18 protein-coding genes and 1 pseudogene are annotated in these 19,360 nt (G+C 65.3%); 7 read left to right on the forward strand and 12 right to left on the reverse strand.

Annotation, left to right across the window (positions count from 1 at the left end; translation table 11 throughout):
* Nucleotides 1-606: 606 nt before the first annotated feature.
* Nucleotides 607-747: a hypothetical protein gene (locus tag SD460_RS12590; RefSeq protein ID WP_290050343.1), complete on the reverse strand. Its 141-nt coding sequence runs from the start codon at nt 745-747 to the stop codon at nt 607-609.
* Nucleotides 748-1,261: 514 nt separating this feature from the next.
* Between SD460_RS12590 and imuA' the strand changes: the two genes are divergently transcribed.
* From imuA' to SD460_RS12610, 4 genes are all read left to right on the forward strand, one after another.
* Nucleotides 1,262-1,966, forward strand: a complete 705-nt coding sequence (gene imuA' / locus SD460_RS12595) for a DnaE2-dependent mutagenesis accessory factor ImuA' (RefSeq protein WP_290050345.1) — start codon at nt 1,262-1,264, stop codon at nt 1,964-1,966.
* Between the two features lie 55 nt (nt 1,967-2,021).
* Entirely contained in the window at nt 2,022-2,645 is a 624-nt protein-coding gene (locus SD460_RS12600) for a GNAT family N-acetyltransferase (protein WP_290050346.1), read from the forward strand.
* Nucleotides 2,646-2,884: 239 nt separating this feature from the next.
* Entirely contained in the window at nt 2,885-3,661 is a 777-nt protein-coding gene (locus SD460_RS12605) for an LLM class flavin-dependent oxidoreductase (RefSeq protein ID WP_290050348.1), read from the forward strand.
* A gap of 170 nt (nt 3,662-3,831) precedes the next feature.
* Nucleotides 3,832-4,224 carry an NUDIX hydrolase gene (locus SD460_RS12610; protein WP_354670598.1) on the forward strand — a complete coding sequence of 131 codons (393 nt, stop codon included), beginning with the start codon at nt 3,832-3,834 and terminating at the stop codon, nt 4,222-4,224.
* A 50-nt stretch (nt 4,225-4,274) separates the two neighbouring features.
* On the opposite strand, the gene SD460_RS12615 is transcribed toward SD460_RS12610, so the two are convergent.
* Genes SD460_RS12615 through SD460_RS12630 form a run of 4 tightly spaced genes read right to left on the reverse strand, consistent with a single transcriptional unit; the run spans nt 4,275 to nt 7,368 of the window.
* A complete protein-coding gene (locus SD460_RS12615) occupies nt 4,275-4,769 on the reverse strand; it encodes an NUDIX hydrolase (RefSeq protein WP_290050349.1) in 495 nt (164 codons plus the stop codon).
* A gap of 57 nt (nt 4,770-4,826) precedes the next feature.
* The gene (locus SD460_RS12620) at nt 4,827-5,642 is read right to left on the reverse strand and encodes an endonuclease/exonuclease/phosphatase family protein (RefSeq protein WP_290050351.1); all 816 of its coding nucleotides are present in this window, start codon (nt 5,640-5,642) and stop codon (nt 4,827-4,829) included.
* Nucleotides 5,633-6,265: a dTMP kinase gene (tmk, locus tag SD460_RS12625; protein WP_290050352.1), complete on the reverse strand. Its 633-nt coding sequence runs from the start codon at nt 6,263-6,265 to the stop codon at nt 5,633-5,635. Before tmk ends, SD460_RS12620 begins: the two co-directional genes overlap by 10 nt.
* Entirely contained in the window at nt 6,262-7,368 is a 1,107-nt protein-coding gene (locus SD460_RS12630; RefSeq protein ID WP_290050354.1) for a radical SAM protein, read from the reverse strand. Before SD460_RS12630 ends, tmk begins: the two co-directional genes overlap by 4 nt.
* 176 nt (nt 7,369-7,544) lie before the next feature.
* On the opposite strand from SD460_RS12630, the gene SD460_RS12635 reads away from it, so the two are divergent.
* Nucleotides 7,545-8,585: a LysR family transcriptional regulator gene (locus SD460_RS12635; protein WP_290050356.1), complete on the forward strand. Its 1,041-nt coding sequence runs from the start codon at nt 7,545-7,547 to the stop codon at nt 8,583-8,585.
* On the opposite strand, the gene SD460_RS12640 is transcribed toward SD460_RS12635, so the two are convergent.
* From SD460_RS12640 to SD460_RS12650, 3 genes are all read right to left on the reverse strand, one after another.
* A complete protein-coding gene (locus tag SD460_RS12640) occupies nt 8,561-9,193 on the reverse strand; it encodes a Scr1 family TA system antitoxin-like transcriptional regulator (protein ID WP_290050357.1) in 633 nt (210 codons plus the stop codon). The two genes, SD460_RS12635 and SD460_RS12640, sit on opposite strands and share 25 nt — an antisense overlap.
* A gap of 172 nt (nt 9,194-9,365) precedes the next feature.
* Entirely contained in the window at nt 9,366-9,596 is a 231-nt protein-coding gene (locus SD460_RS12645) for a hypothetical protein (RefSeq protein WP_290050359.1), read from the reverse strand.
* A gap of 222 nt (nt 9,597-9,818) precedes the next feature.
* Nucleotides 9,819-10,403 carry a P-loop NTPase family protein gene (locus SD460_RS12650; RefSeq protein WP_285459653.1) on the reverse strand — a complete coding sequence of 195 codons (585 nt, stop codon included), beginning with the start codon at nt 10,401-10,403 and terminating at the stop codon, nt 9,819-9,821.
* A gap of 239 nt (nt 10,404-10,642) precedes the next feature.
* On the opposite strand from SD460_RS12650, the pseudogene SD460_RS46885 reads away from it, so the two are divergent.
* Together SD460_RS46885 and SD460_RS12655 are read left to right on the forward strand one after the other, a co-directional pair.
* A pseudogene (locus SD460_RS46885) lies at nt 10,643-10,816 on the forward strand (helix-turn-helix transcriptional regulator); the annotation flags it as partial.
* 281 nt (nt 10,817-11,097) lie between these two features.
* Nucleotides 11,098-11,856, forward strand: a complete 759-nt coding sequence (locus SD460_RS12655; RefSeq protein WP_290050360.1) for a hypothetical protein — start codon at nt 11,098-11,100, stop codon at nt 11,854-11,856.
* Here the strand turns inward: SD460_RS12655 and SD460_RS12660 are convergent, their stop codons facing one another.
* The 4 genes from SD460_RS12660 to hsdR all read right to left on the reverse strand — a co-directional run bounded on the left by SD460_RS12660 (nt 11,857) and on the right by hsdR (nt 18,993).
* Nucleotides 11,857-12,384, reverse strand: a complete 528-nt coding sequence (locus SD460_RS12660; RefSeq protein ID WP_290050362.1) for an HAD family hydrolase — start codon at nt 12,382-12,384, stop codon at nt 11,857-11,859.
* Between the two features lie 431 nt (nt 12,385-12,815).
* A complete protein-coding gene (locus SD460_RS12665) occupies nt 12,816-14,108 on the reverse strand; it encodes a restriction endonuclease subunit S (protein WP_290050365.1) in 1,293 nt (430 codons plus the stop codon).
* Nucleotides 14,105-15,541 carry a class I SAM-dependent DNA methyltransferase gene (locus SD460_RS12670; protein WP_318306178.1) on the reverse strand — a complete coding sequence of 479 codons (1,437 nt, stop codon included), beginning with the start codon at nt 15,539-15,541 and terminating at the stop codon, nt 14,105-14,107. Before SD460_RS12670 ends, SD460_RS12665 begins: the two co-directional genes overlap by 4 nt.
* Entirely contained in the window at nt 15,538-18,993 is a 3,456-nt protein-coding gene (hsdR, locus tag SD460_RS12675; RefSeq protein WP_290050368.1) for a type I restriction-modification system endonuclease, read from the reverse strand. Before hsdR ends, SD460_RS12670 begins: the two co-directional genes overlap by 4 nt.
* Between the last annotated feature and the right edge of the window lie 367 nt (nt 18,994-19,360).

Here is a 19,360-nt window from a genome sequence, read left to right on the forward strand (position 1 = left end):
TCGTCTGACAGGGAGTCACCGGCCAGAGCGCTTTGAAGGATCGAAATACCGCGTTGATCATAGGCTGGATCCGCTGCTGGACGGGTTGAGTGTCCAGCATTCATCGCCGACGCTGAGAACCGCGCGGCGTGCCCGCTGGCGGATTGCGCGACTTCGCCGGAGTTCGAGATCATCTTCCTCACAGCCGCGTCAGGTGAGTCGACGCCGCTCGACGTGCTGGCGGTCGTCGGGATCCCGTTGGCGGCCGAGGACCTGGCCAGGGCGATCGGCGGCCTGGTCACCAACGGATCAACCGACTGGCCGTGATCGTCACCCGGCTGATGGGCACCCTGGCCAGCATCCGCGACGCCAAGGGGTGATGAAGGACCCCCGGCTGCCGAGCGGCCACTGGCCGCAGGCAGACAACCTGTGACCGCGAGGTGCGCCGTGAACGCGCCGGCGCCCAAGGATTCCCGCCCTACCACGGCGGGCCTCCCACACCGCCCGCGGAGCGCAGCACCGGCAGCGGCTGGATCATCGCGATCGCCGCCATCGGCGTGGTCATCCTTGCCGGTGTCGCTGGGGTGTGCTCGGCCTGCCCACCGCAGCAGCGCCATGGACGTGCGATCAGACTTCACTCCACGGGTATTCGGCGCTGAACCGGTCAAACTCGTGATTCAAGTCCTCATCGCGGGCTTCATGGTCCACGACAATCGACGAGCTGGCGATCAGGCCGGCAGCGTCGAGTACCCCGGCGACCGCATGCACGATCGTCGCGTACCGGGATGGCGGTACGTCAATGGCAGCCGCACCCGAAACTCACGTGATCCCACGCGGTCAACGATGGCTGTCGCGAATAAGGGACACCACGGCGCCAGATGAGGTAGAGCTTGGACGTAGTTTGACCCGACGAAAGTAGGCCGTGTGTCACGCCGCCCGACGACCAGGCGAACACGGCGTGGTCACTGGGTCTCGCGCGGAAGCCCGGACAGGCAGCTTGGCCACCTGGATGCATGGGCAAGACTGGCACTTGCTCGGGTGGCCCGGCTGGCCTAACACCCGCTGTGTCTGCGCTGGTCAACACTCTGATCGGCAATACCAAGTGCAAGGGTGAGCGCCGTGAGCTGCGACCCCACCACAGTGAGGGTGAGCTTGAGCCGCTCGGCTTGACAGCGGCGGCGACGTCTCGAAATATCCGAACAAGTGTTCGATGGGTTCGGGTGCGCTCGCGGCTTTCCACGTGGGCGTCTCCGGTGCGTGTTCGTGGTGCTGGAGGTGCGTGGTGGCGGTGCCGGAAGTGGTGGCTGGGCTCGCCGCGATCCCTGGCGTCCGCACCGCGGCGCAGCTTGATGACCCAGCGTCGGATACTTCCTCGTCTGCTGGTTCTTTGCCGGTGGCGCAGGCTCTCGCTGGACTGGTGCCGAATGGTCTGCGGCGCGGCAGCACGGTGGCGGTCCGCGGCTCGACCGCCTTGGTCTTGGCCTTGTTGGCCGAAGCGATGAGGGAAGGATCGTGGGCGGCGATCACCGGCATGCCCGAGGTCGGCCTGGTGGCGGCCGCCGAGCTGGGCGTCGACCTCGACCGGCTCGCTCTCATCCCTGATCCCGGCGCTGAGGTCGCCGCGGTGCTCTCGGCGTTGATCGACGGGTTCGATCTGGTCGTGCTCGGCTCGGCTGTCGCCCGTGGGATTCAGTCGCAGTTGGCTCGTCGGCTGGCCGGACGTGTCCGCAACCGGGGCGCGGTGCTGCTCTGCGCCGGCCAGTGGCCCGGCGCTGAACTCGAAGTGAGCGTGTCGAGTCGCCGGTGGCGGGGTCTCACCGACGACGGCTTCGGCCACTTGGAGTTCCGTGACGTGGTGGCGACCAGCCGCGGCCGCGGTCCGGCGGCTCGCCCTCGCAAGGTGGCGCTGCGGCTTCCGGGCCCCGACGGTGCTGTAGCCGCTGTCGAGACATCCGCCGACCGCAGACTGACCGAGGTCGCCGGATGATTCACACAGCGCGGCGGCTGCGTGTGAGTTGGTCGGGACCGTTGCGGGGTGCGCGATGATCAACCAGGCGAGCGGCGCCGTTCGGTCAGGGGCGCGCGGCGAGTACGGCGGGCTGATTCCCGTCCGGCCTGCGTCCAGCAAGCTCGTCGTCTGCCTGCGCGGTCACCGGCTCGACCTGGACCTCTACGACAAGCTCAAGCCCTACAGCCACCGCTACCGGCTGCACGGCACTCTCTGCGAGGTCTGCCGCGCGCAGGAAGGCTGCGATCTCGCGGCCCGGCGCCTCGCCGAGTGGGCGCACCTCGACGTCACAATCCAGCACCCGCCCGGCTTAGCCCCCGATGACGGGCTCGTCTTAGTCGCTCATCCACCGGCCGCGGGAACGCTGGCGGGTCGGATCGAACTCCAGCTCGCCGGCACCGAGGTCGGCGCGGTGACTGCCAGCCTGTGCGCGAGCTGCCAGACGGCCACCCTCGACTACGTCCATGTCGCCGCCGAGTACCGGCGCCTCGGCTTCGGCCGGACATTGGTGGCGGCTGCGATGGCTCGTGCCCCGTGCTACCGGTGGACGGCGCCGCTGCCGGACGGCCCGGTGGCGCAGTCGTTCCGTGCCCGGATCGCCATGCGCCGGGCGGATCCGGCGTGTGTCCACGCCAGCCTCTTGCAGCGTAGGCGATAAGTATCCGTGAGCCTCGTAGCGGTTCGACGGCGCGATCGAACGCTGTGCGTCTCCTGCTCAAGATTCCGATCAGCTCTTGACTGAAGGTCGCGCCAGATTGCTTGGCGCGTTGTGTCGGCTGCGCGGTCGCTCGTTCGTGGTAGGGGATGAGCTCGGCGCCAGGCTGGGCCGGCAAGGGAAGGGGCTTCACCATGGCGAGTACCTCCGCACGTGAGAGCAGGCCGTTGCGGTTCGGGGTCGTGGCGCCGATCACCGCCGGCCTGCCAGCCTGGCGTGATCAGCTGCGTGGTCTGGCCGACAGCGGTTACTCGACGATCTTGATGCCCGATGTGCCGCAGTGGCAGCCGGCACCGGGACCGGCGCTCGCGGTGGCGGCGACGATCACCGGCCTGCGGGTGGGCACCTGGGTGTACGCGTCTCCGGTCCGGCCGACGTGGATCACCGCGTGGGAGGCCCACTCGTTGTCCGTGCTCACCGAGGGGCGGTTCGAGATGGGCATCGGCACCGGCCGGCCCGGGATCGCCGGCCAGCTCCGTGAGCTGGGCTTGCCGATCAGCCCGGCGAACCGGACGAGCCAGGTGCGTGACGTGGTCACGGCTCTGCGTGACCTCGACGGCCCGGACCGGCACACGCCGGTGGTGATGGCTGTGGGCGGCCCGAAGGCACAAGGGCTCGCCGCGGAACTCGCCGACACCGTGACCTTCGTGATGCCACAGATTGAGACGCGGGCCGCGACGATCCAGCGGGTGGAACGCTTCGACAACCGCCGCGGTGCGGAATTGGCGTTGCACGTGCCTGTGGTGGGCGATTCGGTCACGGCGTTCATGGCCGGACCCGACACCGACCCCGCTGCCGTCCGAGCCGCGGACTCGCTGGCGTTCCTGCCCAGTGATCCTTCTGCCGCTGCTGAGGAGATTCAACGGCGGTGGGAGGAGATCGGGTTCTCCTACTTCGTGGTCGGGGCCGAGGCTGCCGGTGTTCTTGCGCCGGTCGTTGCCGAGCTGGCGGGCCGGTGACCGCGGAGGCATGCGCCCCGGGTGCGACACCCTCACGCGCCGGCACGGCGGTAGCTTCGACTGCGCCCCTCGTGCTGATGATCTAACGGTGGTCCTGCAGCGCTACTGTCGGTGACAGAGAAGCATGGATAGCGGGAGGTTGGTGTCGGGTGGTGGAGGTTGGATACCCGGTGTCGATCAAGGGTGTGCTGGTCCGGGATGGCCGAGTCGTGTTGATGCATAACGAGCGCGACGAGTGGGAGCTGCCGGGCGGCCGGATCGAACCCGGCGAGACTCCCGAGCAAACCGTCGCTCGAGAGATCACCGAGGAGTCCGGGTTACCGGTCGACGTCGAGATCCTCGATGCGTGGGTGTACCACATCGCCGTGGCCGCGAAGGATGTGTTCATCGTGACCTATGGCTGCACCACGACCTCCAGTGCCGCGCCGGTCCTCAGCCATGAGCACAGCCGAATCGGCGAATTCCTGGAAGACGAGGTCTCCGAGCTGCCAATGCCGGAGGGGTACAAGCGGTCGATCGCCACCTGGTTCGACCGGCTCCGCGCCCGGCAAGCGGTCCAGTAGCGTCCCTCGCCTGGGCCGCTCGACACGCTGTGCCACCAGCAACGGGGAGGTCAGGCGGTGAGCGCCAGGGGAGTGGTGGGGAAGTGATCGTTAAGAAGCGCTTGCAGAAGGTCAGGCAGCTGAGCAGGCAACAGCTTGTCCCGGCAATCGGCAAGGTCGATTGCTGACCACCAGCGGTGCTCGATGAGCCCGGCCCGCTCGTTGGCGGTGTGGCGGAGTGCGACCTGCGGTGCGTCGTGGTCGGTGCGGGCGAGGTAGACGTGGTCGAGGCGGTGATGCTCTCGTCCGCGGTAGGTGAAGCGGCTCTCGCGGGTCCAGAGCTTGCGGCCGATCTCGTCCAGAACCAGCCCGGTTTCCTCGGCGATTTCGCGGCGGGCGGTGTCCTCGAGCTTCTCGCCGGGGTCTTGGCCGCCGCCGGGGAGTTCCCACCAGTGATGGTCGGGGTTGTCGGGGTCGCGGGCGTGGATGAGCAGGACCTCGTCGGCGGGGTTGAGGAGCAGGACGCGGGCGCCGACCCGCAACGTCGGGTCGCTGGCGACGGTCATCCGGTTCGGCCCCTTGTGCTCGGCGGCTGGTGTGGCGGCCGGGCACGAGCCCTCTGGCTAGAACAGCGTTGCCTCGCGGTCCGCGGCCGGGTCGGACGTTATCAGCGGCGCGAGCGCGGTGAGCGTCAGCTGGACGGCGAGTCCTGAATGGTCCGTGAGGGCGGGGTTCCCCGAACGGGTGTCGTGGACGTAGGAGCAGCTGGTGAGGTGGGCGAGGAGCGGAGTGGAGGCGTGGGCGTGGTCGTAGCGGTAGCCGAGTTCGGCGCGGCGGGCCCAGCTGTGCTCGACGGCGGTCGGGTGCAGTGCGCGGAAGAGGTCGGTGAGGCCGTGTCGTTGGGTGAGTGCGGTGTAGAAGGCGGTCTCGAAGGGCGCGAACTGCCCTGGGTGAGGCGGTACGTGCTCGGGTTCCAGGACGTTCAGATCACCCAGAAGGAGAACGGCGGCGTCGTCCCCGGTGGCTTCGTACGCCTGGTGGAAGGCCTCGATCCACTCTCGCTTGCGGGTGGTCTTCGCTTCGGTGGCGTCGCGGGACGGGACGTAGGCGCCGAGGATGCGCAGCGGGCCATCGTCGGTGTCCAGCGCGATGCCAGCGAGCCGCGAGGGCATGTAGGACATCGCCGCGCCGATGGGGTCCACGGTGCTCTCGAACCGGGAGAGCAGCATGACGCCGCGTTCCTTATCGGGGTAATGGGGGAAGGTGACTGCCCAGCCGGCGTCGCGGTAGGACTCGGCGATCAGCTGGGTGCCGGGCCCGGAGCCGGTCTCGGTGAGTACGAAGACGTCCTCACCGCGGCGGGCGAGCCAGTCGCGCTGGCGGCGGGCTCGTTCGACGGCGGGGTTGCCGACATTGAGGGTGAGGACGGTCAGGGGCATGCCGGGCTCTCCGTGAGGGTGCGGTGGATCAGGTCGACGATGGTGCCAGCCGTGGCGCGGGGATCGTCGGCGCACTCGATCATCTCGACGGGCCAGCCCTGGTCGCGCAGGAAAGTCATGGCCGCCAGGTAGCCGAGGGTTTCGCGGAAGCTGCTTCCGGGGGTGCGCTCGAAGCGGCTGTGTCCGCCGCGGGCGCGCAGCCGCTGTTCGACGTCCGCGGGTGGAGCTTTGAGCGCGCACACGAGGTCGGGGCGGTACACGTCGTGGTTGAGTGCCCAGACGACGTCGAGGGGGATGTCGTCGAGTCCCTGCAGGACCAGCGACGATGCCGCGTACCGGTCGCAGAGCACGATCTTGCCCTCGGCCAGGGCCGGGAGGATCTCGATGGCCAGCTGGTGGTGCCGGTCGGCGGCGCAGAGGCAGGCCAGGGCCATGTCGCGGTAGGTGTCGGTGCCATGCCGAGCCAGCTCACCCAGCGGGGAGCGCGACGGCTGGACGGTGGCGTGCACGGGAACGCCGTCCGCTCCGAGTAGCTTGGCGACCAGCGCCGTGATCGTTGTCTTGCCGACGCCGCCGGGGCCTTCGAAGGTCACCAGCTTGCCCGGCAGCCGCGGGGCGCTCACGCGACGTCCAGGGGCAGCAGCCGGTGGGTCTCGGCGGTGACCGGGCACTGCTCGGCGTCGAGATCGCCGATGCGTCCGCCCGCGGCGACGACCGCGGCGGGGCAGCCCTTGCCGCAGGCGGATTCGAGGCTGCAGGACGTACAGGTCGGGTTCGCGCCGACCTGGAACCGCTCGTGGAAGCGGTACGCGTCGAGGCGGGCGGCGAGGTCGCGGTCGGTGAAGATGTTGCCGACGATGAAGTCGGTGTCGGGGTGGCGAGAGATCGGGGTGCGGGCGGCGAAGACGAGGTAGGAGCAGACGGTGACCTCGCCCGGGGTGAAGACGTAGATGATCGTTCCGGCTTCGCAGCCGGCGAGGGGTTTGCCGTCGGTGTTGGGGAAGCGGATGTGGGCGATGTCGAGGTCGGGGCCGTCGAACGGGGTAGTCAGTTCGAAGATCTCCTGCATGTGCATGGTGGTCTTCGCGAGTTTCCGCTGGGACTTCACGCCGCGGCCCATACTGCCCAGCGGGTTGAGCAGCACGTAGCGGGCGCCGTTCTCGCGGGCGAACTCGCACAGCTTGACGTACTCCTCGTTGGCGGCCAGGGAGTTTGGTGTGCACAGCAGCCCTTGCAGGAGTCCGGCCGCGGCGAGTTTGCGGACGTTGGCCACGGTGACGTCGAAGGAGGCGCGGTCGCCGCGGAACAGGCCGTGGGAGTCGGCGGCGAACCCGTCGAGCGAGACGTTGGCGTGCACCCCGGCTGTGGCGAGCTGCCGGATCAGCTTGTCGTCGAGCTCGGTGGCGTTGGTGCAGATGCCGACGTCGATTCCGGCGTTGCGGAAGACGTGCACGATGCCGAGGAAGTCCGGGTGAACGGTCGGCTCGCCGCCGGTCAGCGTCACCCGGCGGACCCGGGCGTCGGCCAGCCGAGGGACGACCTTCTTCACGACCTCGGTCAGCGGCATGTCTTTGCCGCGCTTGGTCGCGGAGACGAAGCAGTGTGCGCAGCGCAGGTTGCACCGCTCGGTGATCTGGACGAGGGCCTTGCGGTACGGGGTGTCGACGGTGGTGCGGAAGTAGCAGCTCGACGCCTGCTCGTCGACGGCGATCGGACGGACGGTCATCGTTCGGACCTCCAAGTCGGGGCGAGCGGTGGCGGTGGCACGAGTAGACCACTCGGTGCTCGCTGGAGCAATAAATCGACTAGTAATGCTCGAAAGAAAACTTCAGAGCATTCTAGCTATACTTGCTCGAACTAGAACTGGAACTATCCGGCTGGAAAACAAGCGAGGAGACCCTGGTGAGGGACTCGGAAGTAGCCGAGCTGCTCGGCTTCCCAGCGGAGTTGCTGGACACGAGCCTCGACCAGCTGCGGACGCTGGCCGTCGTGCATGCCACCGGCAGTGCGCAGCGCGCGGCCCGGGTTCTGCAACGGTCGCAGTCCAGCGTGCAGAAGCAGCTCGACACGCTGAACGATGCGGCGATCCGGCTGATGGGCGAGGCGCTTGTCGCGAAGCAGGGGCGCGGGAAGGACTTCCTGTTCACCGGCTCCGGCGACGAGGTCGTCGCGCTGGCCACGAGCACGCTGCGCGCCTGGACCGAGCGTCTCCATGGCGCCCGCCGGCGGGTCGGGTCCACCATCACGGTGGGCACCACCGAGTTCACCGTCGAGTTCCTCGGCGCGGTCTGGCCACAACTGCGTGACACCTTCGAACGCCGGGGCATCCAGCTCAAAATCGAGCACGTCCGGACCCGCGACCTCAAGACCAAGCTGGACGCCGAGCAGGTCGATCTCGTGTGCGGCTCGTTCGCCGCCGAGCGCGGCCGCGGGCCGGACGTGCCGCACGACTTCCTCGAGTGGCACCGCGAACGCGTCGCGCTGCTGACCAACCTCTGTGCCCGCGAGGTTCCCGACCGGCCGGTGTCGCGGGACGCCCTCGCCGACCTGCCGCTGCTCGCACCGACCGCCGGGCTCCTGGCCGATTTCCTCACCCGCTGGTACGGCCCGGAGTACCGCGGCAAGCTCCACGTGGTCGCCGACATCGACGCCCTCAACTACGGCCTCAACCTGCTCAGCAGCAAGCTGATGTTCGGCTGCCTGCTCACGACCGAGCGAGTCGCCGACGCGGCCATCGAAGGTCGGCTGCCCGGCGCGAATCTCCGCAAGCTCCAGCTCGGCACGGGCTACGAACCTGAGCTCGAAATCGTCACGGGGATCTTCGCTCGCGCAGGCGAACGACAGCGATACGCCGCTGATCACCCGCTCAACTTGCTCTGGGACGCCTTCGCGGCTGCCGCCCCAGCAGGCCGTGACGCTCAACATGAGGTCGCCGGGTCATAGGCGACAGCTATCCGCTGGAGCGCATCGAACGTCGACTTGTAGCGCCTGACTGTCGTCAGGTCGGACAGGTAGACCGTCGAGCGCTCGTGTCTCAAAACGACGGTGAAGGCCTTTTCTGCGGTCTCGTAGATGACGAATGACTCGATCGTCGGAGAGACGGCCGCGTCGGCCGGGACGATCCGGGTGTCCACCCGCCACCGATTCGGTGAGCTGGTGATCTCCTGGAGTTGTGCCTGCACGACCTCCGCCGGGACGCCTTCCAGGGTCAACGCGGCCGAGCCCAGCAGGAGGGTGTGCCGATGTCGGGAATCTCGATCGACCTGTCGGACGCGGCGCGCGAAGATCTCCTGGTCGACGTCGTCGGGCTGGGGGCGCGCTCCCGGAAGCGCGTGAGCGTAGCCGAACGTCTGGAGAAGGTCCGGGACGACCTTCGGTGCCCATTCGTAGGTCTGCAGGGTGTATCGGTCGTACGCACGCTGGAGGCTGATCTCGCCGGAGTCGTTCCCTTCGACATAGCTCGCGCGCTCGGATTCCGCGTGCAGTCGGCCCAGGAGATGGCATTCGGCGGCTGGCACTTCGAGTAGGCCGAGCGCCCAGCCCAGCGGCACCGCTGGAATGCGTCGTTCTCCGGTCTCCCAACTCGAAAGGAGGCTTGGGCTGGGCTTGGGCTGGTGCCCATCAGGCGTGCCAGCTTCCGAAGGCTCATGTCCCGAGCCATTCGATGTTCCCGGATCGCGCGGCCGACCACGTAGAAGCCGGGGTAGCGCAACGATGCGTCGGTCATGCCAAGTGCCGTTCTGCGAGAAGAAGGTCGTGCGGAGCCAGCACGATGCCGGCGTCGACGTCCGCGGCGTGAGACTGCAGGATGTCCAGCAGCTCCTCGAGCCCGTCTGCGAAGTGCCGCTGATCGTCCGTTGTCGCCGTTCCGTCCTGAAGCTGGTGCACGAGCAGGCTGATTCGGACCTGCGTCGCCAGCAGCGTGTCGACGAGTCGGGTGGTTTCGCGGGACATCGGTACTCCGGTCGATCGTGGTGGTGATTCCGAAAAGGACGGACGGCGTAGCCCGAGGAGCACGCGGCAAAGAAGTACGTATCCGGCGTCTTCTGCGAGAAGCAAGTCGTCCTCGGAGGGCCATCGGACTTCGTTCGGTGCCATGGTGTTCACCCGGGCCATACCTGTGGTGGGGGCGGCGGAGTTGCGGTCGGGGCAGCAACTCCGCCGCCGGTCTGGGGGTTATCCGCGTTCGATCACATAACCGATGGCGAGTTCCAGGGCGGTGCCGTGGTCGGAAGAGGGCACGGGAACATTGGTGACTTCAAGGCTTTCGGCAACCCGGCGCACCCAGCGATCAGCGAGGCGCCGAAACACCTCATCGTCGGTTTCTCCATCGGTCGCTGCTGCGTCGAGCGTCGTTCGGAAGAGCAGGTTGTAGTTCGAACTGTGGTTCCGCACCAGGCTCTCGAGCTGATCGAGTTCCGCCTGACCGGGTGCATCGCCACGGTGCTCCAGGGCGGCGCGGTAGTACGCCAGAGCGTCGGGAACAGCACCGTTGACCAAGATGACGTCAGCGTGGACCCACGCTTCCAGTTCATCGCTGATGCCGCGGGTGATGAACCACATCGTCGATGCCCAGGAGTGGTTGTGCAGGATCGGTATCCCCAGCCGTTGGGCTCGCTCCACAAGCGCCGCGATGGTGGCGACTTGGTATCCGTTGCGTCGAAGCTCCAAGGCCAGGCGGGAGATGAACGTGCTCTTGCCCGTCAGGTGCGGACCCATGATCCCGATGGTCAGCGGCCGCTCGGAGGCCCCGGGCATCATCGAGTCCACCCTTCGGCGTTCCTCAAATCAGGTAGTGCTTCGCCGGATACCGGCATGGCGGTTGTGTTCACCGGTTCCCTCCTGCATCGTGACGTCGGAACGATCACCATGGGACCCTGGCCAGCGACGATGCCGGAAGGGGGTAAATGACGAACGTGCCGATTTACCCGCTGTGAACGGATCGGGAGAACGACGTGACTGACGAGCAGACGGAGACGCGGCCGGCCGCCGATCATCTTGTGCGGGAGATCCGGCGCCTCCGATCGGCCGCGGGCCTGAGTCAGTCCGAGCTGGCCCGGCGGATCGGCTACACGCGCAACTACGTGTCACTGGCCGAGCGGGAAGGGCGGAACCTGCCATCGCGTGAACTGGTCGATGCGCTCGACCGCGGTCTGCACACGGGTGGCGATTTGCGACGGCATTGGGAGGCAGCGAAGCAGGAGCAGGCGGAGCTGCGGCGCGAGAACCGATCCCCGCGCACCGCTCAGCTCAGGGACGATGCAGTGCGTGTTGGCATGACGGCGCTAAGGCGGGCGCTGTTGGCTTGCGACGAGCCGGACGACGGTCCCGTTCGTCCTGCGCACGCCCTGCGAGCAGCTGTGTCCCAGGTGACAGAACAGCGTGTCCAGGCGCGTTACGCGCAACTGGTCGTCGATCTGCCGGATCTCCTGATGGAGCTGGGTGGGCGCGCGACTTGGCGATCGATGAACGGGAACGCAACGACACAACGGAGCTGTTGGTCCTGGCTTACCGGGCAGCTGACGGCTTGGCTTTCAAATACGGCTACACGGACCTATCGAGCCAGATCATCACCGCCATGCGATTGGCTGCTTCCCAGGTCGATCAACCCTTCCTTGCTGCGGCCGTGGCCTATGTGCGTACTGAAATGTTCTTCGCCGTGCGGGATTTGGAAACGGCGCACCGCTCGCTCGTCCGTGCTATCGATCGGATACCGGCTACCCGATCCACAGTAGACAGCGAAGCTGCCCGCGGATCGTTGGCGATGCGAGCCGCCGTCGTTTCCGCACGTGCGGGTAAGGCGGAAGAAGCAGGTGATCACCTCGCTGAGGCGTATCGAGCTGCCGAGCACACGCCCGAAGGGGTCTACCTCGGAACGGCCTTCGGTCCCGCCTCGGTCCGGATTCACGAAGTGGCCGTGGCACAGGAGCTGGGTGACAGCCCGACAGCGGTCCAACGCGGCACCGGTTGGCACCCGCCTCGCGAGCTTCCGGCCGAGCGCCGATCGCACTTCTACATCGACTTGGCTCCGGCGCAGCTCGAGGTCGGTCGGCCGGACGACGCTTTCGCATCGCTCCAGCTGGCCAAGAGCGTCGCGCCGCTCCACAGCCGGGAGCATCCTCGGGTCAAGGCGGCACTGCGATCGCTCCTGCGCGGGCAGCGGACAGTCAGCGACGAGCTGGCGACGTTCGCCGCATGGGCTGACGTGTCGTGATCAAGTTCTGGCGATCAGGTTGGGCAGTTCGTTCAGCGAGTTGATGACCCAGTCGGCGTTCGCCAGCACTGTCGGGTCGTCAGCCCACAAGTGTCCCCAGGGACCGCGACGGATCAACGCCGTCCAGAGCCCAGCGGCGTGACCGGCGACGACGTCGTTGTCCCGGTGGTCCCCGACGTAGAGCAGCTCGTTGGGAGCGACGCCGGACAGTTCGATGACGCGCCGGAAGAAGGCCGGATCCGGCTTGGCAACGCCCCACTCAGCCGAGGTCGCGATGGCATCGACAGGGAGGTCGAGCTTGCGGAGCAGGCTCCCTGCCTTCGCGGTCTGGTTGCCGGCGAGCGCGATCCAGAGTCCGTTCCGCCGAAGCTGGGTTAGAGCGGGCCGGACGTCAGGGTAGTCCTTCGCGCTCCGACATTGCCGCAACGCGGTGATCAGCCGCATCAGGGTGCCGACCCCGTCCTGGTGGATCGGGTGGCGGAAGATCTGGTTCGTTCGTTCGAGCGGCATGTCGTTGAGCAGCGGCATCAACGCAGCCTCTCACGACATCGCCGATCACCCCAAACAATTAGTCGGGCAAGTCGCTCTTCAGATCGAACGAGACGTTCTGAGAAAGAATGGCTGAGCCACCTCCTGGAATCCCCACTGGGTGATCCAGTTGACCGGTTAACACCGGCACCGGCGGCAAGGACGAAAATTGTCGGGCGGGCCAGTGCGACCTCTCGACGCTGACCCGCCTATGGTAATAATTTTCGTCCGCAGGCTGGCGCTGACGACGCATTTGGTCAATCGCGACAACCTATTTCCCCGGACGTCAAACGTGCTCCACCATGTGATCGAGACCGGCTTGGACCTTGCTGGAAGGTCCAAGCCAGCCCCACTCGCTTACGGTCCCGCGCGAGTGCAGAGAGCTTCTCTGCTTGCCTTTCCTGGCGGACTAGAAGACGCAACGCGCGTGGTTAGTGGACTGACGCTACCTTAATACCCGCGTACGCCTTTGTGGCCAGCGTGATTCGCAATCTCCGCAGGTTATCCAGCTCCGCTTGCAATCGGGCCCGCAAGTTGTCGAGCGTCGCTAAACACGTTTCTATTTCTTTGACGATTTCCGCCTGGGCCTCACGTGGAGGCACTGGAACAGGTAGTTGTCTCAAGAGTTTCATGCTGATAGAGGCAAGGCGAGTGTTCTGTTTGCCTCGCGACTCGAACCAGCTGCGGGCGTACGTGTTTCCGTACCAGGAGAGAAGTCGAGGGTCTAGGATTTCGTCTTTGACTCGCACTCGGAAGACATGATTCTGGTGAATGCAGTTCTCGATCTGCCCTTCCCAAATCCATCCTCGGCCTAGCTTGTCGCGGTCTCCTCCTTCATTCATAAGCACGTCGCCGGGCTGCAAGGTAAGTTGAGCGGCCCTCTCGGCTGAGACCCTAATACGCGCTACATCGGTCAGGTTCAACTTATTGCGTTGAACGTTCGCTACGCGCAGGTACGGGTATTCTGGGATCTCCGGGTCGGACTGCTTCTTACTGTCCTTGGTGACTCCCGAGACGACGTCTGCAATCTCATCCAAAGCGTGCCACTCCCATCCGATCGGGAGTGGAGATTCGTCCTGAGCGCTGGACTCGTGTGGCAGAAGGGTGTCACTGGGTGGGCCGAAGAGTGCGTCGTAGATCATCGCATCCACGGCGTTATTGTGGCTCGATACCACTTGCCGTAGGTTGTCCTCAATGCGATTGGCCAATTCTTCAGCCTTTTCCATCAGGTCGGCGATGCGCTGCTGCTCGTCAACTGGTGGAAGCGGAACGTGCCACTGGGCCAACCGCGCAGCGCCGATGTGGTGGATGCCCACGCCTCTGGCGTGCTCGACGAAGGCGCCCCGCCGTGCTTCGTGCCGAAGGAAGTGCAAGAGATATCGCGGATCGATGCCGTGACTGCGAACACGGATCAGGGTATTTTGGAAGCAGCAATCGGCGATTTCGCCGGTCCACATAGCTGGTTTGCCGACTTCGGCAGCGCTGCCCGAGGCTTCGCCCACGAGGATGTCGCCGGGTCGAAGCCGAAAGGTTTCGGCTTCGGTCTCGGTGAAGTTCATGGTGTTCACATCATCGAGGGCTAGGCCACGCCAGGTGACGTTCGCTGCACGCAGATACGGGCGCATGTTGTCGCCGGTCCGGTTCTTCGGCGACAGTTGCCGCCCTAGACGCACCTCGGCGACGTTTTTCAAAGGTACGGTGGTCCAGGTGGTCCCGGCGGTCACTGGCGCACTTCCCCGTCGACGATCGCGCGGAGGGCTTCGAGGTCGTTCATCGCCTGCTGCAGGCTCTTGGTCATATCTTCGATGACGCTGATCGGATCAGCGTCCGTCACATCCTCTTCGCTGCCGTTCGAGACGGACCAAGGGAAGTGGAGACTGTCATCCTGCCTGGCGATGTCCTCGCGGCTGAACCGCCGGAAGCGTCCCCGGGGACCCTGGTCGGTGCGAGGCGATTTCCCGTAGGGATCGTCGCCGAACTCGCGTTCGAAGTCGGCGAAGAATGCGCGGGAGAGCACATTGCGCCGACCGAAGGAAGGCACTCCCGAACGGAGGTCGTAGATCCACGTCTGCTGGGTGTTTCCAGTGTCGTCGTGGCCTCGGTAAAGGAAAAGCACGTTGGCTTTCACGCTCTGGGCGTAAAAGAGGCCCTCAGGCAGCCGCAGGATGGTGTGGACGTTGCACTTGTCGAGGAGGTCCGTCCTGATCGGACGGGCTTGGGCATCGTACAGGACGTTGTCGGGAAGTACGACAGCGGCTCGACCGCCGGGTCGGAGCGTACGGTAGATGTGCTGAACGTAGGCAAACTGCTTGTTTGAGGTGCGATGGGTGAAGTCTTCGCGATCGGTTCCGCCACCGGTCTTGGTGCCAAACGGCGGGTTGGTCAGGATGACGTCGGCTGACGGAAGGCGCGCACCGTCAGAAGTGAGGGTGTTGCCGAGTCGGAGGTCGCCGGTGAAGCCATGCAGGAGGGCGTTCATCACTGCGAGGCGATGGGTGTCGGGAACGAGCTCCATGCCGACATATGCGTTGTGTAGCTGAGTATTCTGCTTCTCGGTGCTTAGATCGTACAGGTCGTTGGTTTTTTCACAGATATATCGGTGTGTTGCGACAAGAAAGCCGGCTGTGCCGAGGGCGGGGTCTTGGACTACTTCACCGGGTTGCGGTTTGACCAACGCGATCATCGAGTCGATGAGGGGGCGAGGGGTGAAGTACTGCCCAGCGCCTCGCTTAGACTCGGTCGAGTTCTTCTCCAGCAGCCCTTCGTACAGATCACCAAGTCCCTCGGTGCGCGCATCAAACCAGTCCAGGGCATCGATGTCGGTGACGAGCTTGGTGAGAACCCGTGGGTGCCTGATCGACGTGCTCGCGTTGCCGTAGACCACTCGCACCTGCCGGCTGGGGGCCTTCCCGCCCAGGCGGATGAGCATCTCGCGATAAAAATCGTACTGCTCGACGCCTTTTTTCTCGTCAAGGTCCTGCCAGCGATAGCCTTCCGGCAGAAGCTTTTCCTCTTCGCCGGTCTCGGCCGCCATCTTGAGGAAAAGCAGGTAGGTCAGCTCAGTCACGTACTGTTGGTACGTGACTCCATCATCGCGAAGGTCATTGCACAGGGTCCAGAGCTTCGCCACGATGTCTGCAGTACGGGTCATTGTCATCTTTCGCTCACGCCGGTGTCGGCCCAGACCTGTTCGGTTAGATGGTTTAGCACCTGATTAAGCTGGCCGTCAAATGCACGATCGAGTCGTGTGAAGCCACCAAATTCCTGACGGAACTGTCCGTCGTCGAGTAGTTGTCGGTCGAGGTATCCTTGGGCCTTCAAGGCGGCTGCGATCTTCTTCAGCAAGTTCCGTCGCATCGTCGTCCAACGTACGACTTCGCTGGATAGCACTGCGTCGGTTGCCGCGTCGACACGGTGCTCGAAAGGCACCAGAGGAAGGCCTCGGCCGAAGTGGAGGACGTAGCCGATCATCTTTGCGCCGAAGTCGCGGTTGGTGACCTCGCGTACGGCGGTGCGAAGGTTCGCCTCGGTGAAACCGCGCGTTTCCAGCGCCGTAAGCAACTCGCTCAATTGCTTCCGAGACAACTCACTCGGCGTCCTCAAAGCGATGTCAAGCGACGGGACATCGCTCAGGTCCTGTAGTAGGCGTCGGAACGACTGGAGATATTCGGCCGGCTGGATCGAGTTCCCGTAGTCGCGGCGGGACGCGATGACCTCGTCTTGCCGCTCGTCGATCACCGCTTGGCGGGATGTAAGGACTACTCCGCGCTCGACGAGGACAGCCAGTTCAGGGATCCGGGTGAAGGCGGAGACGAGCTGCTCGAAGTCACCGGCCCGGATGACTTCGTCGATGAAGTCAGCGGGCGAACGCGCCGTGAGCCGTGCGAACGCCTCGGCTGCTTCGGCGGTCAACCTCGGGAGCCGCCGCTGCAACCGAGCCGCAAGCTGTTCGGCGATTACTTGGACATGCTCGGGACGATCGGCGTCGATCAGTTCGGCGGTCAACTGCTCGGCCGTGATGCTGATGTTTGCGATGACCGGCTGCATCGACGTCAGTGGTTTCAAGGCCGCGTAGAGTCCGACCGCGTCGTAGATGCGGAACGTCTCCTTCCCGATTTCGGGACACGGCCGCGTCGCCCGGCCGAGCATCTGCTCGAAAAGGATCCTGCTGCGTACCCGGCGGATGAAGACCAGCTTGTCGACCTTTGGGATGTCGACCCCTGTCGTGAGCAGGTCTACGGTCACGGCGACCTGCGGAGTCCGTTCGTTGCGGAATCGCCGGATCAGACGTTGTGGCCGGTCCGACCTGCTAGTGATCTTCATGACCAGTTCGCCGTCGATCTCTCCCCAGAGATCCTCGAGCGCACGGTTAAGAGAGTCGACGACTAGGTCGGCATGCGCGTCGTTCACGCAGAAGATGATGGTTTTGCCATCTTCGCCGGGAGTGATTTCTTGGGCGAGTTCCCGGCAAACAGCGTCGTTGAAGCCGGGTGTGATCACCCGACGGTTGAAGTCGTCGACCTCGAAGTTCAGCTCGTCCTGGAGTTGGTGCAGCTCGACTTGGCCGGTCTCGAGGTCGAGGATGTTCGCTTCTGTACCGCGGTCGAGGTGAATGCCGAAGGTGTTGAGCTGCGTCGCGATTTGGGTGGGCGGTTCGTGGTCGATGAGGTAGCCCTCGATCACGGCCCGCCGATAGGGGTAGGTGTAGATCGGGTCGCCGAAGATGGCGACGGTGTGCGCGGCAGGTGTCGCCGTTAGGCCGATCTTCACGGCGTCGAAGTGATCGAGTACGCGGCGGTACTCGCTCTGATACTCGGCCTCAGAGCGGAACTCGAGCTCGCCCGGAGTCATGGCCCTGTCCAGCGAGTAGCCGCGGTGGCACTCGTCGACGACGATGCAATCGTACAGGTCGGGATCGAGACGGGCCTGGCCGGAGTCGTGGTCAGCGAGTCGGTGCACCATCGACTGCACGGTCGCGATGTGTAGTCGGGTCTCGGCGTCGATCTGTGGTTTGTCGATGGTCGCGACGTCGTAAATCTGAGCTAGCGTATTGACGCTGTGGACGATCTCGCTCTTGAACTTCCCCTCCGCCTGTTCGCCCAAGGCCAGACGGTCCACTAGGAACAAGATGCGGTTGAACCGCTCGTTTCGGAGCATGCGCTCGACGAAGCCCAGGCAGGTAACCGTCTTGCCGGTGCCAGTTGCCATCGCGACCAGCATTGCCCGGATGCCGTCGACGATGTGCTTCTCCACCTCTGCAATCGCCTCGCGTTGGTACTCGCGAAGCCGAGGGGCGAAGCTGGAGTCGTTGCGGAGTGCCTCGTCGGCGTTGCTACGGTCGAGGGCCATTGACTGCCAGAGCGTGGTGGGAGAAGGCCACTCGCGGCGGGGCCGGGGCAAATTGGTGGGTCGGCGGACGTCCTGGAACCACAGGCCGGAAGCAGTTCTCAGCTGCTCCAAATACGGCCGTCCGTTCGTGGCGAACAGGAACGGCACCTTGAAGTCGCCCCACGGCCCCCTAGCCACTGACTGCGGCTCGAGGTTGCTCAGATCCCGACTGTAACGCCTAGCCTGTCCGAGGTCACCGGACACGTCTCGCGACTCAGCCTTGGCTTCGACCGCGCCGACGGGGGTGAGCCCACAGAACAGAATGTAGTCCGCCGGCCCCGAGGACGTCGGCCACTCCGCGATGGCCATGTTCTTCCCGGCGACCGGTCGAGCACCGAGGCCATGACGCAGCCTCTCCGAGTCGACTTCCCACCCCGCAGCGCGGAGCTGCTCGTCGATCACGGCCCTGGTCTGGGCCTCGCTTAGCCGCACCCGGCCAGACGCGCGGATCGCCCGCTGAACTACATCGTTCCGCTCGGCGGCGGTCAGCCCCTCCCGCGCCACCTCAAGATCGGCAAGCCTGGCGTTGTACTCCTCCTGGGCCCGGCTGAGAGCTTGCTCGGTCTCCAGAGCCAGGTCAAACGCGACCTGGAGATCATCGCGGGTCTGAATGACCATGGCTTCGGCCTGCTGGCGGGCTTCGGCTTCGGAGTGTGCCTGGTCGGTGGCCGCCTGTGATGCAGACCAGGCACGGACGAGATCGTCTCGGAGTTTTTCGAGGTCGCGCCTTAGGTCGGCGACCTCGTCGGACGTGAAGTCCGCCGGTCGAGCTGGAGGAATGAACGACTCGGGTCGTGCGGACGACGGCTGCCCCAGAGTCTGGTGGAACCATACCCCGAGTTGGAAGCAGCCGTGGAGACATGTCAGCGCCTCACGCTGATCATCCAAGTGGCGGTGGACCGCCCGATTGCCTGATCGGCGGATGCGCTCGAACAGGTGGTAGACGTCGCCGGGGAGCAGTTGCCTCTGGTATAGGGTCTCGATCAGAGTAGCGAGGTCGGTTCGCGGGTTGATCTGGTGACCGCTCTCCACAGCGAGACATTGGACCAGGACTTCCGCGAACTGTCGCATCTTGTACAGGGCGACGTTCGGATCGGTGAACACGTGGAGTTCGGCGCCGGCGCCGTACCGCACAAGGAGCGGCTCCAGCGGCAGCATGTAGCCGAAGTTGGCCGACGCCGCTGCGAGCCGTTGAACCAGGTCCGACTGATCGTTCGCCACTCGATGCCCCCTCCTAGGTTCTTGCCCTCGACTCAAGATAGTCGGAAGCACCTACAGTCAAGGACACGGAGGTAAGAGAGACCAAGTCCCCCTGCTACTAATAGCAACTACACAGTGACTCTTCGTACGACTGTCTCGTCACCGGTTCAATGGTCCGAGGAATGACGCATCGTCTGGCCTTGCCGCCTGTCGTTCCTGCGCGACCCGACGAAACGCCCAGTTGCGATGATCGGTGGCGCGACTCTCGGGAGCGCTCGCGACCAGCGTGCCGATGTCTGACACCTCGCTCGCGTCGTCCTCCTCTCCTGCGGGCGTCGGCAGCGGTGGGCGCCGCGGTTCGAATCTGAGAACCACGCCATTTAAAGGT

This window comes from Amycolatopsis solani (assembly GCF_033441515.1).
Taxonomy (GTDB): domain Bacteria; phylum Actinomycetota; class Actinomycetes; order Mycobacteriales; family Pseudonocardiaceae; genus Amycolatopsis; species Amycolatopsis solani.